This is a genomic window from Arthrobacter sp. ISL-72 (assembly GCF_018613755.1).
Taxonomy (GTDB): domain Bacteria; phylum Actinomycetota; class Actinomycetes; order Actinomycetales; family Micrococcaceae; genus Arthrobacter.
In genome coordinates, this window is sequence record NZ_JAGGPP010000004.1 from 194,458 (window position 1) to 218,693 (window position 24,236).

The 24,236-nt window shown below is 64.3% G+C and carries 27 protein-coding genes; 7 read left to right on the plus strand and 20 right to left on the minus strand.

Annotated elements, in window-relative coordinates; genetic code table 11:
• Positions 1-20 precede the first annotated feature (20 nt).
• From J7I92_RS03835 to J7I92_RS03860, 6 genes are all read left to right on the plus strand, one after another.
• Positions 21-791: an RcpC/CpaB family pilus assembly protein gene (locus J7I92_RS03835; protein WP_214837564.1), complete on the plus strand. Its 771-nt coding sequence runs from the start codon at positions 21-23 to the stop codon at positions 789-791.
• Positions 788-1,999, plus strand: coding sequence for an AAA family ATPase (locus J7I92_RS03840; RefSeq protein ID WP_214837566.1), 1,212 nt, complete (start codon positions 788-790; stop codon positions 1,997-1,999). Before J7I92_RS03835 ends, J7I92_RS03840 begins: the two co-directional genes overlap by 4 nt.
• Complete coding sequence (locus J7I92_RS03845) at positions 2,000-3,577, plus strand: CpaF family protein (RefSeq protein WP_214837569.1); 1,578 nt, start codon at positions 2,000-2,002, stop codon at positions 3,575-3,577.
• Between the two features lie 2 nt (positions 3,578-3,579).
• Positions 3,580-4,512, plus strand: a complete 933-nt coding sequence (locus tag J7I92_RS03850; RefSeq protein WP_214837571.1) for a type II secretion system F family protein — start codon at positions 3,580-3,582, stop codon at positions 4,510-4,512.
• Positions 4,513-4,519: 7 nt separating this feature from the next.
• Positions 4,520-5,404 (plus strand): type II secretion system F family protein, encoded by an 885-nt coding sequence (locus J7I92_RS03855; RefSeq protein ID WP_214838175.1) that lies wholly within the window; start codon positions 4,520-4,522, stop codon positions 5,402-5,404.
• Positions 5,405-5,628: 224 nt separating this feature from the next.
• The gene (locus J7I92_RS03860) at positions 5,629-5,973 is read left to right on the plus strand and encodes an Hpt domain-containing protein (protein ID WP_311380086.1); all 345 of its coding nucleotides are present in this window, start codon (positions 5,629-5,631) and stop codon (positions 5,971-5,973) included.
• Here the strand turns inward: J7I92_RS03860 and J7I92_RS03865 are convergent, their stop codons facing one another.
• Positions 5,974-6,789: a response regulator transcription factor gene (locus J7I92_RS03865; protein WP_214837573.1), complete on the minus strand. Its 816-nt coding sequence runs from the start codon at positions 6,787-6,789 to the stop codon at positions 5,974-5,976.
• A 256-nt stretch (positions 6,790-7,045) separates the two neighbouring features.
• Here J7I92_RS03865 and J7I92_RS03870 point away from each other — a divergent pair, with 256 nt between their 5' ends.
• Complete coding sequence (locus J7I92_RS03870; RefSeq protein ID WP_214837575.1) at positions 7,046-8,719, plus strand: cell wall metabolism sensor histidine kinase WalK; 1,674 nt, start codon at positions 7,046-7,048, stop codon at positions 8,717-8,719.
• 26 nt (positions 8,720-8,745) lie between these two features.
• On the opposite strand, the gene J7I92_RS03875 is transcribed toward J7I92_RS03870, so the two are convergent.
• From J7I92_RS03875 to rpsE, 19 genes are all read right to left on the minus strand, one after another.
• Entirely contained in the window at positions 8,746-9,636 is an 891-nt protein-coding gene (locus J7I92_RS03875) for a tRNA pseudouridine(38-40) synthase TruA (protein WP_214837578.1), read from the minus strand.
• A 31-nt stretch (positions 9,637-9,667) separates the two neighbouring features.
• Complete coding sequence (gene rplQ, locus J7I92_RS03880) at positions 9,668-10,225, minus strand: 50S ribosomal protein L17 (protein ID WP_214837580.1); 558 nt, start codon at positions 10,223-10,225, stop codon at positions 9,668-9,670.
• A gap of 77 nt (positions 10,226-10,302) precedes the next feature.
• Positions 10,303-11,313: a DNA-directed RNA polymerase subunit alpha gene (locus J7I92_RS03885; protein WP_214837582.1), complete on the minus strand. Its 1,011-nt coding sequence runs from the start codon at positions 11,311-11,313 to the stop codon at positions 10,303-10,305.
• 130 nt (positions 11,314-11,443) lie between these two features.
• On the minus strand, positions 11,444-11,845 hold the full coding sequence (gene rpsK / locus J7I92_RS03890) for a 30S ribosomal protein S11 (RefSeq protein WP_018773682.1): 402 nt from the start codon (positions 11,843-11,845) through the stop codon (positions 11,444-11,446).
• Positions 11,846-11,890: 45 nt separating this feature from the next.
• Positions 11,891-12,268, minus strand: a complete 378-nt coding sequence (rpsM, locus tag J7I92_RS03895) for a 30S ribosomal protein S13 (RefSeq protein ID WP_011692780.1) — start codon at positions 12,266-12,268, stop codon at positions 11,891-11,893.
• Between the two features lie 182 nt (positions 12,269-12,450).
• A complete protein-coding gene (gene rpmJ / locus J7I92_RS03900) occupies positions 12,451-12,564 on the minus strand; it encodes a 50S ribosomal protein L36 (protein WP_009358722.1) in 114 nt (37 codons plus the stop codon).
• 69 nt (positions 12,565-12,633) lie between these two features.
• Positions 12,634-12,855, minus strand: coding sequence for a translation initiation factor IF-1 (gene infA, locus J7I92_RS03905; RefSeq protein ID WP_009358723.1), 222 nt, complete (start codon positions 12,853-12,855; stop codon positions 12,634-12,636).
• 153 nt (positions 12,856-13,008) lie between these two features.
• A complete protein-coding gene (locus J7I92_RS03910; RefSeq protein WP_214837584.1) occupies positions 13,009-14,037 on the minus strand; it encodes a P1 family peptidase in 1,029 nt (342 codons plus the stop codon).
• A gap of 21 nt (positions 14,038-14,058) precedes the next feature.
• Positions 14,059-14,886 carry a type I methionyl aminopeptidase gene (gene map / locus J7I92_RS03915; protein ID WP_214837586.1) on the minus strand — a complete coding sequence of 276 codons (828 nt, stop codon included), beginning with the start codon at positions 14,884-14,886 and terminating at the stop codon, positions 14,059-14,061.
• A 7-nt stretch (positions 14,887-14,893) separates the two neighbouring features.
• The gene (locus tag J7I92_RS03920) at positions 14,894-15,835 is read right to left on the minus strand and encodes an NAD(P)-dependent oxidoreductase (RefSeq protein WP_214837588.1); all 942 of its coding nucleotides are present in this window, start codon (positions 15,833-15,835) and stop codon (positions 14,894-14,896) included.
• Complete coding sequence (locus J7I92_RS03925) at positions 15,832-17,544, minus strand: class I adenylate-forming enzyme family protein (protein ID WP_214837590.1); 1,713 nt, start codon at positions 17,542-17,544, stop codon at positions 15,832-15,834. Before J7I92_RS03925 ends, J7I92_RS03920 begins: the two co-directional genes overlap by 4 nt.
• Entirely contained in the window at positions 17,534-18,748 is a 1,215-nt protein-coding gene (locus J7I92_RS03930; RefSeq protein ID WP_251039412.1) for a cytochrome P450, read from the minus strand. Before J7I92_RS03930 ends, J7I92_RS03925 begins: the two co-directional genes overlap by 11 nt.
• Entirely contained in the window at positions 18,745-19,509 is a 765-nt protein-coding gene (locus J7I92_RS03935) for a glycosyltransferase family A protein (RefSeq protein WP_311380090.1), read from the minus strand. Before J7I92_RS03935 ends, J7I92_RS03930 begins: the two co-directional genes overlap by 4 nt.
• A complete protein-coding gene (locus J7I92_RS03940) occupies positions 19,506-20,540 on the minus strand; it encodes a 3-oxoacyl-ACP synthase III family protein (RefSeq protein ID WP_214837592.1) in 1,035 nt (344 codons plus the stop codon). The genes J7I92_RS03935 and J7I92_RS03940 overlap by 4 nt, the downstream gene beginning before the upstream one ends.
• 200 nt (positions 20,541-20,740) lie before the next feature.
• The gene (locus J7I92_RS03945) at positions 20,741-21,310 is read right to left on the minus strand and encodes an adenylate kinase (RefSeq protein WP_214838187.1); all 570 of its coding nucleotides are present in this window, start codon (positions 21,308-21,310) and stop codon (positions 20,741-20,743) included.
• A 5-nt stretch (positions 21,311-21,315) separates the two neighbouring features.
• Entirely contained in the window at positions 21,316-22,626 is a 1,311-nt protein-coding gene (gene secY, locus J7I92_RS03950; RefSeq protein WP_214837594.1) for a preprotein translocase subunit SecY, read from the minus strand.
• A 222-nt stretch (positions 22,627-22,848) separates the two neighbouring features.
• Positions 22,849-23,343 carry a 50S ribosomal protein L15 gene (gene rplO / locus J7I92_RS03955; RefSeq protein WP_214837596.1) on the minus strand — a complete coding sequence of 165 codons (495 nt, stop codon included), beginning with the start codon at positions 23,341-23,343 and terminating at the stop codon, positions 22,849-22,851.
• The gene (gene rpmD / locus J7I92_RS03960; RefSeq protein ID WP_214837598.1) at positions 23,344-23,550 is read right to left on the minus strand and encodes a 50S ribosomal protein L30; all 207 of its coding nucleotides are present in this window, start codon (positions 23,548-23,550) and stop codon (positions 23,344-23,346) included.
• 3 nt (positions 23,551-23,553) lie between these two features.
• A complete protein-coding gene (gene rpsE, locus J7I92_RS03965; RefSeq protein ID WP_214837600.1) occupies positions 23,554-24,231 on the minus strand; it encodes a 30S ribosomal protein S5 in 678 nt (225 codons plus the stop codon).
• Between the last annotated feature and the right edge of the window lie 5 nt (positions 24,232-24,236).

Consider the following 24,236-nt stretch of genomic DNA (forward strand, 5'->3'; position numbering starts at 1 on the left):
CGAGTAAACAGGAGCAGTCAGTGAAGTCACGTTTGTTGGCAGGTGTTGCAGCAGTCCTGCTGGCCATCGTGGGGGCGGTCCTCGTCGTCACCTACGCCCAAGGGGCTGACCAGCGTGCCGTCAAGGACCTGGATCCGGTGGTAGTCCTCGTGGTCACCAAGGCCGTACCGGCGGGCTCATCGGTGGACACCGTCAAAGCATCGGTTGCCCTGGAGCACGTGCCGGGAACCGCCGTCGCAAAATCCGCGTTGGACACCCTTGACGACTCCGCCGGAAAAGTCGCCGCTGCCGACCTCGTGCCCGGCGAACAGCTCCTGGCCGAGAAGCTCGTCGCCCCGGAAGACCTCCAAACCTCCGGCTCGGTGAAGGTGCCGGCTGGCCTGCAGGAAGTCTCCTTCCAGCTTGAGCCTCAGCGTGTCGTCGGCGGCCGCCTGGCACCCGGCGACCATGTAGGCATCTTCATCTCCATGAAAGAGGGCGGCATCGAGTCAAAATCCGACAAAGAGACCACGCAACTCTCCATCCACAAAGTCCTGGTCACCGCCGTCCAGCGCGCCCCCGAGGGAGCTGCCAACCCGGCACCGACGGCGAGCGCCGGAACAGAACCTGACCCTCGCGACGTGAATCTTCCCACCGGATCCTTGATGATCACCGTGGCGGTCAACGACATCAATGCGGGCAAAGTCGTGTTCGCCTCCGAGTTCGGTGATGCTATCTGGCTCAGCCGGGAACCGCTCGACGCCGAAGACAATGGACCGCGCATCATGATCCGGCCGGACGTCTACAAATGAGCCGCTTTATCCTTATCACGCCCGACGCCGACTTCGACGGCCGTCTTCGCCAGGCCGTTGCCGGCGGCCTTCATGGCAGCGTCCAGACCTTCTTCACCAGCTTGCTGCCCGCCGATCCGAACGATCTGTTTGCCCACCTGAACGCCTCCGGGCTGAATCCCGAACAGCCCGAGGTGCTCATCCTGGGACCGGGAGTCCCCGCGGAGGAAGCACTGCGGCTCGCCACGATCATGGCTGTCCGGTTCCCGGAGCTCAGCGTCATTCTGGCCAGCGAACCGGATCCCGACGTCATCCTCCAAGCCATGCGGGCCGGCATCCGGGACATCCTCTCCCCCGACTCCAATGCGGCACAGATCAGGGTCCTGCTGGAGCGCGCCAGCCAGTCGTTTTCCAGCATGCACCGAGTACTTGCACCCCCGCCAATGACGGAAAGCAACAAGGGCCTGGTCATCGGCGTCTTCTCCCCCAAGGGCGGAGTGGGCAAGACCACTATCGCGACGAACATCGCGATCGGCCTCGGCAAGATCGCACCGATGAGCGTGGTGATCGTGGACCTGGACCTGCAGTTCGGGGACGTCGCGTCCGCGCTCTACCTAGACCCGCAGCACACGGTCACCGACGCGGTCTCCCCCGCGGCGAGCCAGGATTCCCTCGTCCTCAAGGCCTTCCTCACGGTCCATCCGGGAAGTATTTACGCCGTGTGCGCTCCGCTGACTCCCGTTGATGCCGACGAGATCACCCCGGAACAGGTCGGCCGGCTGCTGGAACAGCTTTCCGAGCAGTTCCAATACGTGGTGGTTGATACGGCTCCGGGCCTTCCCGAAATCGGACTCGCCGCCATGGAACAGTGCACGGATGTGGTGTGGGTCAGCGGCATGGACATACCCAGCGTCCGTGGCCTGCGCTCCGGCTTGGACGTCCTGCGCCAGCTGGATATCCTCCCGGAGACCCGGCACGTGGTGCTGAACATGGCCGATTCCAAGCTCGGGCTGACGGTCCAGGACCTCGAATCGACCATTGGGGCGCCTGTCGACGTGAGCATTCCACGCTCCCGGGCCATCGCCCTGTCCACCAACCGCGGCATCCCGGTCCTCCAGCAGTCAGCCAAGGACCCCGCAACCAAGGGACTGAACCAGCTCGTCAACCGCTTCAACCCGGCCTGGCGGGCCAAATCGCAACGCAAGCTGCACCGAAGGGTAGTGGTCTAGATGAAACTTTCAGAGCGCATCGGTGCTGTCCAGGCCAGAACGCAGCCAGGCACGCAAACCGCCTCCACGCCGTCGGCGGCCCCCCGGTCATCAACCGCAACACTGCAGCTGGAACGCCCGGAGCAGCCCGCCCCGCAGCCGGATCCGTGGGGTGCGCGGCGCCCGGAAAAGCGGACACCGACGGCGGCACCGGCTGCCGCCGTCGTCCTCCCTTCAGCGGGAACAGACCGCCCGGAAGAGGCGAAACCGAAAGCCCAGCAGCCCGTGGACGCCTTTGCAGCACTTAAAGAGCGGGCAGCCACCGCGTTGTTCGAACGCATGGGTTCGCGTTTCAACGACTCCGCGATCACCGAGCACGAACTCCGGACCTCCGCACGGGAGGAGCTCACGCGCATCATCGACGCCGAGCAGGTCCCGCTGTCCGCGGAGGAGCGAACCCGCCTGGTCCAGGACGTCGCCGACGACGTGCTGGGCTATGGCCCGCTGCAGCGTCTACTCGACGATCCCGCCGTCACCGAGATCATGGTCAACCGGATGGACCAGATCTACGTGGAGCGCAAGGGCCACCTCACCCTGGCCGACTCCCGCTTCAGCTCGGAGGCACATCTGCGCAAGGTCATCGAGCGCATCGTGTCGCAGGTTGGCCGCCGCATTGACGAGTCCTCGCCCATGGTGGATGCGCGGCTGGAGGACGGCTCCCGCGTCAACGCAGTGATCCCGCCGCTGGCCGTCGGCGGATCGTCGCTGACCATCCGTAAATTCAGCAAGGTGCCCCTCACTGTCCGGAACCTCATCGACTACGGAACTCTCACCCCAGAGATGGCCGAGCTTCTGAACGCGTGCGTCAAGGCCAAGCTCAACATCATCGTTTCGGGAGGAACGGGTACGGGAAAGACCACCCTGTTGAACGTCCTTTCGTCGTTCCTGCCGGCGGATGAACGAATCGTCACCATCGAGGATGCCGTGGAGCTGCAGATCCAGCAGGAACACGTGGTCCGGCTGGAAAGCCGCCCGCCTAACACCGAAGGCAAAGGCGAAGTGACTATCCGCGAGCTCCTCCGAAACTCACTGCGTATGCGCCCTGACCGCATCGTGGTGGGCGAGGTCCGCGGCGGCGAGTCACTGGACATGCTCCAGGCCATGAACACGGGACACGATGGTTCGCTGTCGACCGTTCACTCCAACTCGCCGCGTGACGCCGTCGCCCGTCTCGAAACATTGGTGCTCATGGCAGGGATGGACCTGCCCCTCCGGGCCATCCGGGAGCAGATCGCCTCAGCCGTGAACCTGATCGTCCAGATTTCACGCCTGCGTGACGGCAGCCGCCGCATCACCCATGTGACCGAGGTACAGGGCATGGAGGGTGACATCGTGACCCTCCAGGACGCCTTCGTCTTTGACTATTCCGCAGGCGTCGACCCCCACGGCCGTTTCCTCGGACGACCGGTCGCCACGGGGATCCGCCCGCGCTTCATTGACCGCTTCGAGGACCTCGGAATCCACGTCTCACCCGGGGTCTTCGCCACCCCCGCCGCGCCAGCCACGCCTGCTGCGGCCCCCGGCCGGGGAACGGCGTAGCAATGCTGATAACAATCGGAGCGCTACTGCTCCTGATCGCGCCGATCCTGTTGGCTGCGGCGATACTGATACCCGGAACGCCCGGGATTGCCCTCAACCGACGCCGCCCCTTTGAGTCCGACCCGAGCTCACAGCTGACCCGCCTGACCGGCATCACAGTTGGGGCGCTGGACCGCTTCCTGGCCGCCAGGAACGTCCGGCTCTACAATCGTGATTCCCTGGAAAACGCCGGCGTGCGGCTCAGCCAGACCGAGTTCATCATCATGGTCATTGCCGGCGGCATCGTCGGCGCCCTTGTGGGGCTTGTGATCGGCGTGCCGATTCTCTCCGTCCTCCTCGTCATCCTGGCGCCGGTTGTGGGGCATCTGGTGCTCGGCTTCCTGGCCGGAAAACGGCGGGCCAAATTCGACCAGCAGCTCGGCGACACGCTCCAATTGCTGGCCGGTGGCCTGCGGGCCGGCCACAGCATCCTCCGCGCCATCGACGCGGCAGCCGCCGAATCCCAAAGCCCGACGTCGGAAGAGATGCGCCGCGTCATCACGGAGACCAGCCTGGGCCGCGACCTGCTGGCCTCATTGACCGACACCTCGGAACGCATGAAGAACGAGGACTTTGTCTGGATAGCACAGGCAATCCAGATCAACCGCGAGGTCGGCGGGAACCTGGCGGAGGTTCTCGACCAGGTGAATGAGACCATCCGGGAGCGTTCCGAGATCAAGGGCCACATCAAATCCTTGGCCGCGGAAGGCAAGTTCTCCGCGTACATCCTGATCGCGATGCCGATTGGAATCGTGGTGATGCTGATGATGGTGAACCCCGGATATATGGATCCGATGTTTACCCACCCGCTGGGGTGGGGCATGATGGCCGGGTCTGTCATCCTCATGAGCATCGGCAGCCTCTGGATGCGCAAAATCATCGATCTGAAGTTCTGAGATGCCAATGAATCCCGTGGTCCTTTCCTCGCTCCTCCTGGTATGCCTCCCCATTGGCTATCTGGCCTGGTCCGTCCTGTCCGTGGACCGCAAGGCCCGGACTGCGACGGTGGCCATCCTGACCCGCGGCAGAAGGTCGGCCGAAGTCGCGGAAGCAAAGCAAGGCGGCCTCCTCGACAGGATTGGCTATCGGCTGACCCCCGCTTTCTATGTCCGCAAACTCGACAGGCTGCTCTCCCTGGCCGGCAGGCCGGGGGCGTGGCCGTTGGGCCGCATTCTCGCGGCAAAGCCCGTCCTGGGACTGGTGGGGGCATCCCTTTTCATCCTCGTCAGCATGAGCAGCCCCAAGCCGATCATCAAGCTTGTTGGCCTGTTCCTACTATTTCTTGGCTACTTCATCCCGGACCTGCTCCTCTACAGCAAAGGGAAGGAACGCCAGAAAGCCATGCAGCTGGAACTCGCCAACACCCTCGACCAGATGCTCATTTCCGTGGAAGCCGGCCTCGGCTTCGAAGGTGCCATGGCCCGTGCAGGGGAAAACGGAAAGGGCCCCCTGGCCGACGAACTCGTCCGCACACTGCAGGACATGCAGGTAGGGCGCAGCCGCCGGGAGTCCTACCTTGCCCTTGCCCAGAGGACCAACATTCCGGAACTCCGCAGCTTTGTCCAGGCCATTGTCCAGGCAGACACGTACGGCATCGCCATCAGCCGCGTCCTCAGGATCCAGGCGAAGGTAATGCGTGTGAAGCGCCGCCAGCGCGCCGAGGAGAAGGCCATGAAGCTTCCGGTCATGATCCTGTTCCCCCTCCTGTTCTTCATCTTTCCGGTCCTTTTTATCGCGATTCTTGGCCCTGCCGTGATCAACACCGTTGTCACGTTTAGCGGTCAATGACGTCATGCGTCGCGCCCGAGGTCCCTCCCAGTCAACGAAACCGCAAGGTTTCCACAGGATTGGACGAAGTCATGCGAATTGACAGTTTCAGGAAGTAGCGTTGTCATATGTCCATCTCAGGTAGCTCCAGCGGCGTCGGAGGCGCGGGTCCCGCCCACACGCCTCCACAGTCCGCGGCTGCCCCCAGCCCTGTATCAAATCGGATTGATGCTGAGCTTCCCCTCGTGGACCTTGCAGTGCTGCAGGACCTTTCAGACCAGTTGGCACATCCGGCCGTAGCACAGAATTTTGCACGGGATTATGCGACACTTTGGAGCCAGCGCTACCAGAAGCTGGCAGCAGCCGTGGATCGCCAGGATGTTGCCGCAGCCCTGGACGCGGTCATAAGCATGAAGATCGCTTCAGCCATGGTGGGAGGGCTGCGGCTGGCCCGGCTAGCGGAACAACTGGAGGGGTTTATCCGAAATGGAGACCTCCAAAACGGACATGCCCTCATCGCCGCTGTGGAACTCCACGGGAGCGCGACCGTAAAGGAACTTCAGGACACATATATTCTGGCGGATGAATAGCTACCGCTGTTCCTGCACCTCTTGCCGTTCACGCTCGACCGGCGTCAGCCTATACCCCACGCCGCGCACGGTTTGCAGCCATCGTGGGGATTGGGGATCTTCGTGCAGCTTCCGCCGGAGATTTCCGATATGGACCTCAACGGCCCTCTCATCGGATTCGCTGACGTAAGTATCGTCGCGATCTTCCTCGCCCCTGACCACGCGAACCAGGTCAGTCTTCGTGCAAACAGCCCCACCCACACGCAACAGCTCCTGAAGGAGATCGAACTCACTTCGGGTTAAGGGAAGGGTGTCTCCATGGACAACAACTGACCTGGTCTTGCGATTCAGCGCCAAGCCATTATGCCGGAGCACCGTTTCCTCAGCGAGTCCCCCACCGGACGACGAGGCGGACGAAGGGGCGGGGGCCGGGGCGGGCGCAGGCGTCCGACCTTGCAGAGACCGTGGCCGGGGCCTGCGCAGCATTGCCGCCACGCGCGCCCTCAGCTCCAATGGACGGAATGGCTTCGTGATGTAGTCGTCGGCTCCAGAGTGCAGCGCCGTTAGCAGGTCCGGTTCCTCCGTCCTGCCCGTGAGCATGACAACGTAGGCGTCGCTAAACTGCCGGATTTGCCGCAGCACCTCGTAACCGTCGATGTCGGGCAGACCCACGTCCAGGGTGACGACATTTGCGCCATGGTCGCGAACCACCTCGACGCCCTTCCGTCCGGCCGCAGCTGAGTAGACCTCAAACCCGGCCTGACTCAGCACGGCCTCCAACAGATTCCGCACATCTGCGTCATCCTCAACAACCACTGCAACCCCAAGATCACCCATGGACTCCCCAGCCTGACGAATTCTCGGAATATGCCCATCACATATGCGAAATTCGCCACCACAAATTCACGTTACAACGCAGGAGCCAAATCGTCATCACTTTTTTCCCTATGACCCCGCGGATCACTTTGCTTACTATGACACCAAGGGTAACTTCTGCTTCCCAAAAGTCGGAGATCGGTAGGCAGCGCTGCTTGCATCCAACTTTCACTGCAGGCGAAACGAGCGATTTGGCCCAACGTAAGGAGTGGCTTCAATGAGCGAGCGTTTTCTGGCACGGAAGGCGGAGCGCTACTTCACCGGCCTCCGGCCACGGGCGCAGGTTATTCTTTGCCAGTTGCCCCTGACAGTTTTCATTGCTGCTCTGGTCATCGCCGCGCCCGCCGTTTGGGCAGGGGTATTCACCAGCGGACTTTTCCTGGCCGCCCTAGTACTTCACGCCATTATTTTCGCAGCCTGCGTCCTTGTGCCTTGGGAGAAACTGGGACCCAATGCACCCCTCTTGATACCGGTGCTGGACCTCGTTGCAATCTGGTTTACCCGCAACGGGGCCGCCGCAAATCTTCAGGGACTGGGAGTGCTGGCACTATTTCCGGTCATCTGGCTTTCCGCATCCGCGATTTCAGCCAGGACAAGCCTCATCCTCAGCTTTTTCGGCCCGTTGCTCATTGCATTACCGACCTTGTTTACGAAGATGCCAAACATTACGGCAGCCGACGTCACGTCCATCGTGCTGCTGCCGTTAATGATGTTCTCCGTTTCGCTCGCCATACGTTTTGCCAGCGTTCATATGCGACTTCAGCAACGCAGACTTGAAGCCAAAGACATTGAACTTCAGGCACTCCCGGCAGAAAGCAAAGAGCGCGAGCGACTCTTGAACATCATCCTGGAAACAGTCGACGTCGGAATAATTGCTGTCGATGACAATGGCGAACGCCTGCTCTCCAACCACCAGCAGTCCCTTTTTGAGGTGACCGCCAGTCCAGAGGGTTTGCCAGGACACTCCCAGGAGTCGTTGCTGGTGGTCACAGGCCATGATCGAAAGACACCGGTTCCACCGGACAGACGCCCTGTATCCCGCGCTGCCCGTGGCGAAACCTTTGCCGACTATCTGGTTTGGTTAGGCGAAGGTGCGCAACAGCGCGCCGTATCCACCGCAGCGCGTCCCCTGAAGGACGACGACGGCGAGTTCGACGGCGCGGTAGTCGTCTTCAATGACGTCACAGGGCTCGTGGAGGCAATTTCGGCCAAGGACGACTTCCTTTCGAACGTGTCCCACGAGCTCCGAACGCCACTGAATTCAGTGATTGGGAACCTCGACCTTGTGCTCGACGGCGAACAAGGGCTTCCGCCTTTGGCTGTCCAGCGGTTCGAGGTGGCCCAACGCAACACCGAACGGCTCCTCACCCTGGTTTCCGACCTGCTGGTGTCGGCATCAGAGGCCTTACATGTGCACCCACGCAGAACGGATCTTGCCGGCGTGGTTGAGGCGTCCATCGGATCGGCCCGGGCCCAGGCCGAGACATCGAAGGTCTCACTGCTGATGGACGTTCCCACACCGCTGTGGGCGCAGGTTGACCCGCTCCGGATAGGCCAGGCAATGGACAATCTGGTTTCGAACGCCATCAAGTACTCCCCTGACGGCGGGACGGTGAGGGTTTCGGCGCGGGCAGAGGATGGCCTGATCCGCCTTCAGGTGGAGGATGCCGGCATGGGCATGACCACAGGGGATATCGCCAAGGTCTTCACACGGTTCTACCGTAGCCCGGCGGCCCTCGAAGCTGACATCCCCGGCGTTGGACTTGGGTTGTCCATCACCAAGGCCATCGTTGAGCGCCACGGCGGCGGCATTTCCTGTGCAAGCCGACCAGGCCACGGCAGCACGTTTACGGTGTCGCTGCCGGCCGACGGACCTCCCCCGTCCTTTTAGCTACGGCCCACGCCCACGCATGCACCCTACTTCCGAAGCGCCCTGGTCAGTTCGGCCCGTGCCAGAAGCTCGCTGTCCGACGGATAGGCGACTTCCTCGAGCACCAAGGGGTGCGGGGCGGACAACACGGACTTTGCGTCCCGCTTCTGCTCGAGCAGCCGCTCATAGAGCCACCCCGGCTGCTCCTCTCCGGACCCCACGTACAAGGCCGATCCCACCAGGGCCCGCACCATGTTGTGGCAGAACGCGTCGGCCTGCACCGTGGCAACGATGACGCCGTCACTCCCCCGGGCGAACTCAAAGCGCTGCAGCTCCCGGATGGTGGTGGACCCCTCCCGTGGCTTGCAGTAGGAACGGAAGTTCTGCAGGCCCAGCAGCTTGGACGCCCCTTCATTCAACAGCGCCACGTCGAGCTGTTCCTTGTGCCACAGCGTGGAATACCTGCCCAGCGGGTCCCACAGGGCGGGGCCGTCCGCAATGCGGTAGCTGTACCGGCGCCACAGCGCCGAGAACCGCGCGTCGAATCCTTCCGGGGCCACGGCGACGATGTGCACCTCGATGGCTCCGGTCAGGTCGCCCAGGCCCCGGCTGAGTGCCCCGCGCAGGCGCCGCAGAAGGGCGACGGCGGGATCCAGTTCAGCGCCGCGGTTCAGCCCGCGCCACTCGCCTTCGCTGAGATCCAGATGGACCACCTGGCCGCGGGCGTGCACGCCGGCGTCCGTGCGGCCGGCGACCGTCACCCGCACCTTGCGCCGGATCAGGAGTTCCAGGGCATCCTCGAGGACGCCCTGGACTGTCAGCAGGCCGGGCTGCATTGCCCACCCGCTGAAAGGGCCGCCGTCGTACGCCAGGTCCAAACGGATACGCAAAAACCCGCCGCCCCCCAAAACGGGGGCAGCGGGTTTCTGGTGGTTCATAGACTTAAGTCTATGCGAAGGATTTAGCGAATTACTTCGCGTCCTTTGCAGACTCGTCGGCCTCGTCAGCAGCTTCCTCAGCGGCCGGAGCCTCGTCGGTTGCAGCCTCAGCCTCGGGAGCCTCAGCAGCTTCGGTCTCAACGATCTCTGCCTCGGGAGCTTCCTCAGCGGCCGGAGCGGCCTTAGCGGCAGCCTGAGTAGCCTCGGCTACGACAGCCTGCTTGGCGGAAACCGGGTCAAGCACCAGTTCGATGACAGCCATGGGAGCGTTGTCGCCCTTGCGGTTGCCGATCTTGGTGATGCGGGTGTAGCCGCCATCGCGGTTCTCCACTGCCTGTGCAATGTCGGTGAACAGCTCGTGGACGACGCCCTTGTTGCTGATCAGGCCGAGTACACGACGGCGGGAAGCGAGGTCGCCGCGCTTGGCGAAGGTCACCAGGCGCTCTGCGTACGGCTTCAGGCGCTTGGCCTTGGTCACCGTGGTGGTGATCCGCTTGTGCTCGAACAGTGCTGCTGCCAGGTTCGCGAGCATCAGGCGCTCGTGAGCCGGGCCGCCTCCGAGGCGCGGACCCTTAGTGGGGGTAGGCATAATTGTTTCTCCTCATATGGAAGCCGGTGGGCTGCGCACACCATGGTGCATCCAGCCAGCCGGCCAAGATCTGCTTGTTAGAGCTCGTCGTCGCTGAACGCGGCGTCGTCCTCTTCGATGGCTGCGGCGCGTGCTGCCAGGTCGAAACCGGGAGGCGAGTCCTTGAGGGACAGACCCAGTTCAACCAGCTTGGCCTTGACCTCGTCGATGGACTTCGCACCGAAGTTGCGGATGTCCATCAGGTCAGCCTCGGAGCGGGCAACGAGTTCACCCACGGTGTGGATGCCCTCACGCTTGAGGCAGTTGTAGGAACGGACGGTGAGGTCCAGATCCTCGATCGGCAGGGCCATGTCAGCTGCCAGGGCAGCGTCAGTCGGCGACGGGCCAATCTCGATACCTTCAGCTGCAGTGTTCAGCTCGCGGGCCAGACCGAACAGTTCCACCAGGGTGGTGCCTGCGGAAGCAACGGCATCGCGCGGGGCGATGGCCTGCTTGGTCTCGACGTCGACAATCAGCTTGTCGAAGTCGGTGCGCTGCTCAACACGGGTGGCTTCCACGCGGAAAGTAACCTTCAGCACCGGCGAGTAGATCGAGTCGACCGGGATGCGGCCGATCTCGGAGTCGCCGGACTTGTTCTGAGCTGCCGAAACGTAGCCGCGGCCGCGCTCGATGGTCAGTTCGAGTTCGAACTTGCCCTTCGAGTTCAGCGTGGCAAGGTGCAGATCCGGGTTGTGGAATTCGACGCCGGCCGGCGGAGCGATGTCCGCGGCGGTGACGACTCCCGGGCCCTGCTTGCGCAGGTAAGCAACAACCGGCTCGTCGTGCTCGGAGGAAACCGACAGGCTCTTGATGTTCAGGATGATCTCGGTGACATCTTCCTTGACACCCGGAACCGTGGTGAACTCGTGCAGCACGCCATCGATCCGGATGCTGGTTACAGCAGCGCCCGGGATGGAGGAGAGCAGGGTACGGCGGAGGGAGTTTCCGAGAGTGTATCCAAAGCCCGGCTCCAGCGGTTCAATGATGAAACGGGAGCGGTTTTCGGAGACGACCTCTTCAGAGAGGGTGGGGCGCTGTGCAATGAGCACTTAGGTTTCCTTTCGGCGAGCATCCGCTATATGACGCAACACAGGTGGTGGAAATTCGGTCTGAAGACTTAACGCGGCTGGGCTTGCCCGGACCGTGACGGTCCGGGCAAGCTCCGGCTGGTGAAAAGCCTTAGACGCGGCGGCGCTTCGGCGGACGGCAGCCGTTGTGGGCGCTGGGGGTTACGTCCTGGATGGACCCAACCTCGAGGCCAGCGGCCTGCAGTGAACGGATTGCGGTCTCGCGTCCGGATCCCGGTCCCTTGACGAATACGTCAACCTTGCGCATACCGTGCTCCTGCGCACGCTTTGCAGCAGCTTCGGCAGCCATCTGGGCAGCGAACGGGGTGGACTTACGTGAGCCCTTGAAGCCAACCTCACCTGAGGAAGCCCAAGAGATAACAGCACCGTTCGGGTCCGTGATGGACACGATGGTGTTGTTAAAGGTGCTCTTGATGTGCGCCTGGCCCAGCGCGATATTCTTCTTGTCCTTCTTACGCGGCTTGCGAACCGCGCCACGAGTCTTCGGGGGCATTATTTCTCCTACAGAAAGTTTATTGGGGGAAAGCCAACGCTATTTTTAGCGTCCGGCCTTCTTCTTGCCGGCGACGGTACGCTTCGGGCCCTTGCGGGTACGTGCGTTGGTCTTCGTACGCTGACCGCGTACGGGCAGGCCCTTGCGGTGACGCAGGCCTTCGTAGCTGCCGATTTCAACCTTGCGGCGGATGTCAGCGGCCACTTCGCGGCGAAGGTCACCCTCAACCTTGTAGTTGCCTTCAATGTAGTCACGCAGCTCAACCAGCTGCGCGTCCGTCAGGTCCTTGACCCGAACGTCAGCGCTGATGCCGGTAGCAGCCAGGGTTTCGTGTGCACGGGTCTTGCCCACGCCGTAGATGTAAGTAAGCGCAATTTCCAGCCGCTTTTCGCGGGGAATGTCTACGCCAGCGAGACGAGCCATAGTGGCGTACTCCTTGTATAAACCGGAGGTCGTAGGCAGTACACCCGCACTTTCAGTGCGGCCCCAGCCTCCGACCGGGGGTTAGCTGTCCGGACTCTTTCGAGCTCAATGTTCCAGATCAGCTTGTGCTGCCTTTATTTACTTGCGTGGGTTAGCAACCCCAGGGTTTCCCGTGAAGGAAATTAGCCCTGGCGCTGCTTGTGGCGCGGGTTCTCGCAGATCACCATGACCCGGCCATTACGGCGGATCACTTTGCACTTTTCGCAGATCTGCTTGACGCTCGGCTTGACCTTCATGGCGTTCCTTTGCGTGTTGCAGTTGGTCTACTGGCCCGGCCTTCGGCTGTTGCTCTGGCCGCCCAGTGTTTACTTGTAGCGGTAGACGATACGACCACGTGTGAGGTCGTACGGGCTCAGCTCCACCACTACCCGGTCCTCAGGGAGAATCCTGATGTAGTGCTGGCGCATTTTTCCAGAGATGTGCGCCAGAACGATGTGCTTGTTGGTGAGCTCAACGCGAAACATCGCATTAGGCAGCGCCTCAGTCACAACGCCCTCGATCTCAATGACCCCGTCCTTCTTGGCCATACCCTCCGCTAACTGTTGTTGTCACAGCCTTCCGATTGGCACCGGACATGACTGCGAACGTTTTTGATTGATTGGCTTCCGCCTTACGACCGCAAAAGGGCGCAAACAGGGCAGACAACCAACAGACAACACTACGCCATCTTGGCAGGAATGTTAAATCGGACCATGGTAGCGCACTACCGGGCCGTACGCAGCAATCTCCCCCGCCGGAGTTGTGACACTTCCAGCCCGGGACACGCCGTCCAGGATGGCTTCGGTCACGACGTCGGCTGCCGCGCTCTGCAATGAAATGAGGTCGAACGGCCGGGGCAACCCGCTGCCCAGGTCCAGTTCGACGGCGCCCGTGGCCAGGCAGAATACGGTGTCCCCGTCCGCCAACGTATGGGACGGATTCAGCGCCCGGGCAAGGCCGGCATGGGCGGCCGAGGCGGTCCGCTTGCAGTCCGCCTTGCTCAGGACGGCATTGGTAGCGACGACGACGAGGGTTGTGTTGAGGGGTGTGCCCTCTGCTGCTTCCGCCGCAACAGCCGAAACCCTCGGCGTGCTCGCTCCTTCGTCGCTTAGACGCACGCTGCCGGGTTCCGCCCGTGGCGTCGATGTGCCCAAAGGTAACCCCAGGGCGTTTACCACTGCCAGGGCTCCGATAGTTATCCCGTTTTCCAAGGTGATGGAGGCCGTGCCGACTCCACCTTTGTATTTTCCCCGGCCGATGACCGCTCCGGTGCCGGCTCCCACGTTGCCGCGTTCGACGTCGTGACCTTCCGGTTGGGCGGCAGCGGCGGCAGTTGCCGCGTAGCCCATCTCCTCGTCCGGGCGGGCGGAAAAGTCACCGCCGCGACCCAGGTCGAAGATGCCCGCCGCTGGGACGATCGGCACGAGGCCACCTAGGACCGGGAAGCCCCTGCCGTCCTCCTCGCACCACCGCTGGGCACCACGCGCTGTGACCAGCCCAAAGGCACTACCGCCGGTGAGCACCACGGCGTCCACGCGCTGCGAGAGCGTGGTGGGATCCAGGGCGTCGGTTTCGAATGTAGCCGGACCGCCGCCGCGGACGTCCACGGAACCCACGGTCCCGGGCGGCGGCAGCACGACGGTCACTCCGGTGAGCCACCCGCCGTCGGACTTCTGCTGGTGCCCCACCCGGATGCCTGGCACGTCGGTGATCTTTCCCTGCGCTCCCATGGCTCCCATTGTGGTGCCTCGCTACGGGACCGGAACCGGCACCACGCCCAGGGGCGCAAGGCGCTCCGCACCGCCGTCGGGAGCGGAAAGCACCCAGATGCCCTTCTCATGGACGGCCACCGAGTGCTCCCACTGGCACGAGCGCTTGCCGTCGGTGGTCACCACGGTCCATTCGTCGTCGAGCACGGCCGTCTCGATGCTGCCGCGGACCAGCATGGGCTCGATGGCCAGGCACAGCCCGGGGCGGATCTTGGGGCCGCGATGGCTGGTGCGGTAGTTCAGCACGTCCGGTGCCATGTGCATCTCCGAGCCGATGCCGTGGCCCACGTAGTCTTCGAGGATGCCCAGCGGTTTGCCCTGCACGGAGGAGACGTAGTCGTCCACGGCGTTGCCGACGTCCCCCACGAATTTTCCGGTGGCAAGCGCGGCGATGCCCCGCCACATGGCTTCCTCCGTGACCTCGGACAGCCGGACGTCCTCCGGGTCCGGGGTCCCCACAATGACGGTGCGGGCCGAATCGGAATGCCAGCCGTCCACGATTGCGCCGCCGTCGATCGAGATGATGTCGCCGTCCTGGAGCACACGGTCACCCGGGATCCCGTGGACCACTTCCTCGTTGACCGATGTGCAGATGGTGGCCGGGAACCCGTGGTAGCCCAGGAAGTTGGACTTGGCGCCCGCTTCATCCAGGACTGCACGGAAGACCGCGTCCAGCTGGGCTGTGGTGGTGCCGGGAGTTGCCGCCGCAACAGCAGCGTCCAGGGCCCGGCTCAGGACAAGGCCGGCCTCGTGCATGGTGCGCATTTGGGCGTTGGTCTTGTATTCGATGCGGGGCTGTCCGAATGCCATGTATACCTCAGTACTTCGTCTTGCGGGCGGGATGCGCTGATCCCAGGTCTCCTATCCATTGTCCCGCACCTGCGAAGCTGCTCTGGACGGGATCAATTCCGAGCTCCTCCCGCAGCCGGCGCGTGCAGTAGGTGCGCTCGAAGCCGAGCTGGCTGACGGCGTAGCGGGTGAGGCGCGGCTGCTTCCGCGTTACGCCGGCCACCGCGTCGAGCGACGCCGCCAGCGCCATTGCTGCGCGCACCGGAATAAAGCCGAGTTCGACGTCGGCCCGGCCGGTGGCGTCCAGGACCTCCCGCAGGACTGCGCCCAGGGCGACGGGACGGCGGTCGGCCACATTCACGGGGCCGGTGATGTCCGACGTGCAGGCGGCAAGCACTGCCCCCACAAGGTTGCCGATGGACGTGAGCTGGTGCCGGACGTCCGGGCCACCGACGCTCAGGAGCCGGCCATGGTTCACGTTGCTGATGAGGCGGGGCAAAAGCGTCCTGTCGCCCGGCCCGTAGACGCCGTGCGGCCTGAGGATCAGTGCATTTCCATGCCGGAGTGCTGCGGCCTCAGCAAGCGCCTTCGAACTGGCGTAGGCGTTCAGATACCGGCCCGCCGCCGGTTCCTCCGGACGGTCCACGCACGGCTGCCACCAGGGATAGATGCTGGAACTGGAAATGTGCACCAGACGGACACGCGGGAAGGTCGCGGCCACAGCTTCCGTTCCGTGCACGTTGACGCGGTGGAACAGTTCAGCGGGACCCCAGTCCGCGACGTGCGCAGCGGCATGCACGACGGCGTCGACGTCCGGCGGCGACGGCGGTTTTCCGGCGCCAAGGTCCCACACACTGAGTCCCGGCAGGGGGCGCCGGCCATACCCGAGCACCTCCCAGCCACGTTCCTCGGCTGCCGCGGCCACCGCTCCACCCACAAAACCGCTGGCCCCGGTCACTGCGATCCTCATCCGTGCGCGCCCGGCTGACCGGCGAACAGTGCCCGCAGGGCAACCCGGTCCGGCTTGCGGTGCCTGCCCGCGGCCGGAAGCTTGGCCATGATTTCTATCCGGTCAGGCAGGGCGGATTCGTCGATGAGTTTGGGGAGACTCCTCTGGAGCGTCCGCAGCAATGCCGCGTGCCCCTGGCCGGGCAGCGGTTCGACGGCAAGCCACATGGCTTCGTCCCCGATGCCGTCCGGGACGCCCACCATGACGGCCTGGCCCACGCCCTCGATGCCGGTGATCACGGGCTCGTACAGGCCAGGATAGATGTTGGTCTTCCCGCGGATGATCATGTCCTTCTTGCGCCCGAGCAGGACCAGGCGCGGAGTTCCGGCCGGGCTGCCGGCGCCAGCTGTGCCGGCCGTGGCGCCCGGGGAGCCCGTGGCGCCGGGGGCAGAGTCCACCCGCACCAGGTCTCCGGTGGCGTGCTCGTCCATCGTGTCCTCGCCGAGGTAACCCAGGCACATGTTCGGTCCGGAGACGATCAGTTCGTGGTCGTCAGCTACACGGTACCCGACGCCGGGAAGGGGCTCGCCCAGGTAGTCTCCCTCCCCCGATCCATCGGGTGCCCTGAACTCCGCCGTACGGCCGGAGGCGAAGTCCAGCTTCTCCCGGCCGTCTGCAATGGCGATGGGCAGCACCTCCGTCATGCCGTATATGCAGTGGAAGCGGACCCCGGACAGAAGCCGGGAAGCCCGGCCGAGGAAGGAGGCCAGGACGGGGGCGGCACCGAGCATCACGGTGGTCAGGGTGGCGGGCCATGAGAGCCGGCCCGCTTCGACGGCGTCGAGGATCGGCGCCAGCTGCGAAGGGACAAGGAAAACATGCGTGGCGGCCCCATGCCCCTTCGATGCTCCAAGCTCGGCCGCAAACCGCAGCGGATCGATCGTGGCGGACAGACCATATGAAGGCATGGTCCAATGGGCGCCCGCGATCAGCGCAGGCAGCCCCATCATCAGTTGCTCCGAATGGATCCGGTTACCGGCGGCGAAAGTGCAGCGGGTGCTGAGCTGGCTGAAGCCGGCCGCCAGGGTCCCACGGCTGTGCACCACACCTTTCGGCTGGCCGGTGGTGCCGGAGGTGAAGATGATCACCGCTTCCTGGCCGGGCGCCGCCTCCACCGGCGGCATGGCACCGTGATCCCTGTCTGATTCGGCGCCGCGCAGGGACCGGATATTCGCGGATTTCAGCGGGACACCCGGCAGCCAGGGACCGGAATGGTAATGCCGGACCTCCATCGCGGCGTAGTCCGGCAGCAGCAGGCCGCGCCGGCGGGCCAGCGGCCGGAGCGGGCCCCGGGCGCTGAGCGCATAGAGAAGCGACTCAGACGCGGCCCACCGCGGAGATGCCAGCGCCGTCCTGTTCCTGAAGAGCTCCGGTCCCACCCCCGGATCGATGAACACGATGGCGCCGCCTGCCCGTACGGCGGCCAGCGCCAGGGTAAACGCGGCCGGACCGGGCCGGACGGAAAACAGGAGCCGCTCCCCCGGCCCGAAACCGTCCTTCCGCAGGCCCGCGGCTGTGGATTCGATCCCGGCGGCAAGTTTCCGGTAACTGATGGTCTTGCCCGGCCTGCCGTTGCGCTTGCCGGGTGCGGTGACCGCAGGATAGTCCGGGTACTTGGCCGCGGCATCGTAAACGGCGGCGATCAGGTCCTGTCCGCTGTCAGTTCCCACGGGTCAGCTCCAACGCCCGGTAGTGCGGGATGAGCACGTTCCGGCCAACCGTGCGGGAACGGATGTGCCAGGGTCCGCGCGTGTACTCGTCCAGGAGCACCGTCAGGGCACAGTTGATTTCGGCCATGGCCAGCGGCATCCCGATGCAGAAGTGCGCCCCCGCGCCGAACCACAGCTGCCGCGCGGCCGCCGGGATGGGAGTTGCCGGATCGAAACCGCCCAGGCTCTTGGCCGCGTGCACTGTCGACAGCAGGATCCTGTCCCCCGGCCTGATCCTGACACCGCCCAAACGGCCCGCCGCCGTCGCTTCCCGCAGCATCATCGGCGAGGGCGCCGTGTATCGCAAGCCCTCGTTGACGGCGTCCGGGAGGCCGCGGCGGTCATCTGCCAGGCGCGGAAGCCTGCCGCCGTCGAACAGCATTGCCGTTAGCCGCGGAACGTAGGACACCAGCGTTTCCGTTCCGGCGATCACAAAGGCGCTGACAATGCCCACGGCTTCGTCCTCGCTCAGCCCGAGGGTCCGGAGACGGCCGGGAAACGTGGAGGAGTCGTCACCGCGGTAGGCGTGGCGCACGGGGCCGGCCAGGATTTCGACGGCGGACTTCGCCTTTGCCACCTGCGGCACCGTCAGCTGCGGCCGGCCCAGCCGGACCAGCGAGGTGATGGAGGTGCCAAGGTTGAACAGTTCGGTGTCCGGCAGGCGGCCCGGAGCATCGTCCCGGACGCCAAGCAGCCTGCTGATCACTCCCCCGGACAGTTCCTTCACCAGCCCCACAAACTCCACTGAGCCCCCGTTGTCCAGGCCCGCGGCGAGGCGCCCGCGCAGCCGCTCGGCAGCAGGCGCCACAATTGCTTCAACAGCCCGCGGCGTGAAGAGGCCGTTGAGCCGGCGACGCAGCTCCAGATGCTCTGCACCGTGCATGTTCAGCAGGACCCGGGGGCCCACCACAGGAGTCCACAGGGCGCCGGATGCCTTGGCTCCCGATTTCGAATAGCTGGAATCCATGAGGACTTGGCGCACCAGCGATGCTTCGCTGACCAGTACACCGAGCCCCGGCAGCCGCACCACGGGCCGGAATTTCCCGAGGCCGCGGATCATCGGATACGCCACGGGGTGGGCGGCCGTATGCAGGCGCCGCTCCCAGCTGGCCAGGTCGCCTGCCAGGTCGCGTGGTGCCGCGCCTTGTTCGACGAGGGCCTTCAACGGATGTCCACGTGCTCGGGACGGTACCGGTGGTCCGCGTACCAGGCCAGGGTGTTGGGCAGGCCCCAGGCCTTTACCCGGCGGGAGGACCCGAACACCACCACGTCACGCCGGAGGGCATAGGCGCGGGTGAGCTTGCGGACGCGGTTGGACAGGGCACGGTCCTCATGCAGGTCCTCGATGCTGGTGCGGGGGAACCCGCCCGCGCGCAGGTACAGTTCCGCTGTGATGGCCATGTTGCAGCCCGGCAGCATTTGATAGGGCCCGAGGTAGCCTTCCCCCTTGTTGCCGGGACGGATGCGGCCAAAGAAGGAGGCAACCTCGACGGCGAGGAGCATCACCCAGCGGCTGCCCCGGCCCAGGCCTTCGTCCAGGCGCGGATTCAGTTGCCCGGCGATCATTTCCAGGCCGTCGTCGAACGCCTCCATGATGCGCAGCGTCCAGTCCGGGGCCGGCAGGCAGTCCGCGTCGGTGCGGGCGAGCCAGCGGGCGCCGTTCAGGGCACCGAAGCGCATTCCGGTGTCCGCAGCGGCACCGGTCCCCTTTTGCGCTTCGTGGATCAGCCGGACATCCATGGCCGGATGCAGCCGGGCAAACTCTGCCACGATGTCCAGGGTGGCGTCGGTTGAGCCGTTGTCCACCACCACCAGGGTGAAGTCCTTGTGCTCCTGGGCAGCCAGTGCGTGCAGGGACTGCCCGATGAGCTTCTCTTCGTTCAGCACGGGCATCCCCACGCACAGGGAGCGGACGGGCACGCTCACAGCCGCACCACGGCGATGCCCAGGCTCACGCCGCCGGCCAGCCCCACCAGCGCCACAAGGTCGCCGGGTCCGCAGCGGCCCAGGTCCTGCGCGAGCTTCAGCTGCAGCGCAAGGCTCACGGATGCCATGTTGCCGAAATCCTCCACGGTCTTGACCAGCTTTTCCTGCGGCACACCTGCCCCGCGGGAAAAGATGTCCCGGTAGGGTGCGCTCACCTGGTGCACACAGACGACGGCGAAGTCCTGCCAGGTGAGGCCCAGCCCGCCGAGCGTCTCGTCCAGGATGCCCCGGCCCAGATCCAGGAAGGCATCCTTGAGCTTTTCGCCGTCCATGTTGAAGTACGTGGCCTCAGGATCGCGCGGGGCCACGGAGCCGCCGGTAGCCAGCGTTCCCACCGCCCAGTGGCTGCTCTTGGCGGAAAAGCCCAGGCCGAGCAGGCGGGACCCGCCGTCGTCCTCGGGGTCGGCGGGCTCCAGCAGCAGCGCGCAACCGGCGTCGCTCATGGTGTACCCCGGGAAGGCGGCGGCGAAGGTCTCCTGGTCGGGAACCGACCACCGCACGGCGCGCGACGGCGATTCGCCGCTGACCAGCAGCACGCGCCGGTAGCGGCCGGTGCCGATCAGGGCGTCGGCAACCTCGAGCCCGTTGAGGAGGCTGTTGCAAGCATTCTTGACGTCCATTACCGGGCAGGCCAGTCCGAGCTTCGCGGCCACCATGTGGCCGGTGGCCGGTTCCACCATGTCCTGGCTTGCCGAGGCGAAGAGGAGGAGGTCGACGTCGGCCGGCTGGAGTCCGTGGTCGGCCAGCAGTTTGGCGGCGGCAACCGCGGCCAGGTCGGAGGCCTGCTCAGTGCTCGCCATCACCGAACGCGTCCGGATCCCCGTCAGCCTGCCGATCAGTCCAACCGGTACGCGGAAGGCAGGGCTGGACGCTGCCAGCTGCTGCTCCAGTTGCTCCGTGCCCAGACGGGCCGGCGGCACATAGACCTCAAGGCCGGCGATCCTCGCCGCCCCCGCACGGGCTTGGTTCATGCTGTATCTCCCCACAGACAAAGCGGTCTCCCCAAAGACAAAGCGGCCGGAGCCCTGTTCCGGTCCTGGGCGCTTACGGCGACCGACGCTCCAAAACAGGAAGGGCGCGTCCCGTACTCGATGGTACGGGACGCGCCCTTCACGGCACTGGAGGCAGGCCGCGGACTGCTGTCAGTCCGGAACCTCCGGCAAGTCCTGGATCAGGCCGCCTGTGCTGCCTTGATCGCCTGCATGACGCGGTCGGTGACCTCGTCGATGCCGCCGATGCCGTCAACCTGGGTCAGGATGCCGCGCTCGGCATACTTGGCCACGACGGCTTCGGTCTGCTCGTGGTAGAGGTCCAGCCGGTGGCGGATGACGGCTTCATTGTCGTCGCTGCGGCCGGTTTCCTTGGCACGGCCCAGGAGGCGGTGCACCAGTTCCTCATCATCGGCGGTCAGCTGCAGGACGACGTCCAGCTTCTGCTCACCGGTGGCGAGGATCTCATCGAGGTAGTCCACCTGCGCGGTGGTGCGCGGGTAGCCGTCCAGGAGGAAGCCGTTTTCGACGTCGTCCTCGCTGAGGCGGTCGCGCACCATCTTGTTGGTGACGCTGTCCGGCACGAAATCGCCGGCATCCATGTACTTCTTGGCCTCGACGCCCAGCGGCGTCTCACCCTTGACGTTGGCGCGGAAGATATCGCCGGTCGAAATCGCAACGACGCCCAGGCGGTCGGAAATCCGATCCGCCTGCGTTCCCTTGCCGGAACCCGGAGGTCCGATAATCAACATTCTCGTCATCGCAAAAGCCCTTCGTAGTGACGTTGTTGTAGCTGTGCGTCAATCTGCTTGACCGTTTCCAGGCCCACGCCCACCATGATCAGGATCGAAGTGCCGCCGAACGGGAAGTTCTGGTTGGCATTGATCAGGACCAGGGCGACCAGCGGGATCAGTGCCACGAAGCCCAGGTAGAGGGCGCCGGGCAGGGTGATCCTGGAAAGGACGTACTGCAGATAGTCCGCCGTCGGCTTACCGGCCCGGATGCCCGGGATGAAGCCGCCGTACTTCTTCATGTTGTCGGAAACCTCTTCAGGATTGAAAGTGATTGCGACATAGAAGTAGGTGAAGAAAACAATCATGGCGAAATAGAGTGCCATGTAGATGGGGTGGTCACCGCGGGTGAGGTTGTTGTTGATCCACTCAACCCACGGCTGCATCTGTTCGCCCTGCTTCGGCTGGTTGAACTGCGAGATCAGGCCCGGCAGGTACAGCATCGAGGAAGCGAAGATGACGGGCACGACGCCGGCCATGTTCACCTTGATGGGGATGTACGTGCTGGTCCCGCCCACGGTCCGCCGGCCGATCATGCGCTTGGCATACTGCACGGGGATGCGGCGCTGGGACTGTTCCACGAACACCACGAGTGCCACGGTGAGCAGCCCGATGGCCAGCACCATGAAGAAGGTTCCGGGGCCCTGCGAAGTCCAGATGGCTCCGAGCGAGGTGGGGAAGCTGGCGGCGATGGAGGTGAAGATGAGCAGCGACATGCCGTTGCCCACGCCCTTCTCCGTGACCAGCTCGCCCATCCACATGATCAGGCCGGTGCCGGCAGTCAGGGTGATGACGATGAGGATGGTCGTAATAACGCTCGCATCCGGGATGATGTCCAGCTGGCAGTTCGGGAGCAGCTGGCCGGAACGGGCCAGGGAAACCAGGGTCGTGGCGTTCAGCAGGCCCAGTGCGATGGTCAGGTAGCGCGTGTACTGGGTCAGTTTGGACTGCCCCGAGGCGCCCTCTTCGTAGAGCTGCTGGAACCGGGGAATGACCACCCGGAGCAGCTGCACGATGATGCTCGCCGTAATGTACGGCATGATGCCCAGGGCGAAGATGGATACCTGCAGCAATGCGCCGCCACTGAACAGATTGACGAGCTGGTAGATGCCGCCCGAGGTCTGACCCGACTGCAAGCATTGCTGGACATTCTGGTAGTTCACACCAGGCGAGGGGATGAAGGCACCCAAGCGGAAGATTGTGATGATTCCCAGCGTGAACAACAACTTGCGTCGCAGATCAGGCGTGCGAAAGGCCCGGCCAAATGCGCTAAGCAAGCGTCCTCCTGATTGGTTTATAAAGTCATGTGAGATAGGTCAATAAACCCAACAACCGAGTCTAGCGGGTCCATGCGCCCGGCGAACAATCGGTGCGGGTCCTTCTGCGGCGGGCGGCAGGAAAAAATCGTCCGGTGGATGTGAAAAAAACTCCCGGTACGCGGGGCCTGGGCCCCGGGTACCGGGAGTTCTCACAACGGGCGTCTGCCCCGCCGTCCCCTGTTAGAGGGCGGTGGTGCTGCCGCCTGCTGCCGCGATCTTTTCTGCGGCGCTGGCCGAGAATGCGTGGGCGGTGACGTCAACCTTGACGGTGATGTCGCCGGTGCCCAGCACCTTGACGGGCTGGTTCTTGCGAACGGCACCCTTTTCGACCAGGTGCTCCACGGTGACAGTGCCACCTTCCGGGAACAGCTCGTTGAGCTTGTCCAGGTTAACAACCTGGAACTCAACCCGGAACGGGTTCTTGAAGCCGCGCAGCTTCGGCAGGCGCATGTGCAGCGGCAGCTGGCCGCCGGCAAAGCCAGCCTTGATCTGGTAGCGGGCCTTTGTACCCTTGGTACCGCGACCAGCGGTCTTACCCTTGGAACCTTCACCACGACCAACACGGGTCTTGGCGGTCTTGGCACCCGGGGCGGGACGCAGGTGGTGAACCTTCAGTGCGCTCTGCTTCTCAGCAGCGGCGTCCTGTGCCTTCTCGGCGGTGTTCTTCTCTGCCATTTACTTCGCCTCCTCTACCTTTACCAGGTGCGGAACCGTGTTGAGCATACCCACGGTCACGGCGTCGGCGGTGCGGACAACGGTGTGTCCGATCCGCTTCAGGCCGAGGGACCGCAGCGTGTCGCGCTGGTTCTGCTTGCCGCCAATGGCGGACTTGATCTGAGTGATCTCCAACTGACCGTCGGAGGGAATCAGGTTCTTAGCCATGACTCAGACACCTGCCTTCTGGTTCATGAGAGCCTTCACCAGGGCCGGCGGAGCGATCTCGTCAAGCGGCAGGCCGCGGCGTGCTGCCACTGCTGCCGGCTCTTCGAGGCGCTTCAGGGCATCAACGGTCGCGTGAACGATGTTGATGGCGTTGGAGGAACCGAGCGACTTGGAGAGGATGTCGTGGATGCCCACGCACTCCAGTACTGCACGGACCGGACCACCGGCGATAACACCGGTACCGGCGGAAGCCGGACGCAGCATTACGACGCCTGCAGCGGCCTCACCCTGAACACGGTGCGGGATGGTGTTGCCAACGCGCGGAACACGGAAGAAGGACTTCTTGGCCTCTTCAACGCCCTTCGCGATTGCGGCAGGAACTTCCTTAGCCTTGCCGTAGCCAACGCCGACCATACCGTTGCCGTCACCGACAACGACGAGGGCGGTGAAGCTGAAGCGACGACCACCCTTGACGACCTTGGAAACGCGGTTGATGGTTACAACGCGCTCTACGAACTGGCTCTTTTCGGCTTCGCGGCCACCGTCGCGGCCACCACGGCCACCACGGTCGCCACGGCCCTGGCCGCGGTCGCCACGCTCGCCACGACGAGCGCCGCGGCGGTCGTCAGTGGTAGCAGGCGCAGCGGTCTCAGTTGCCGGAGCAGCTACAGCTTCAGTCACCTGAA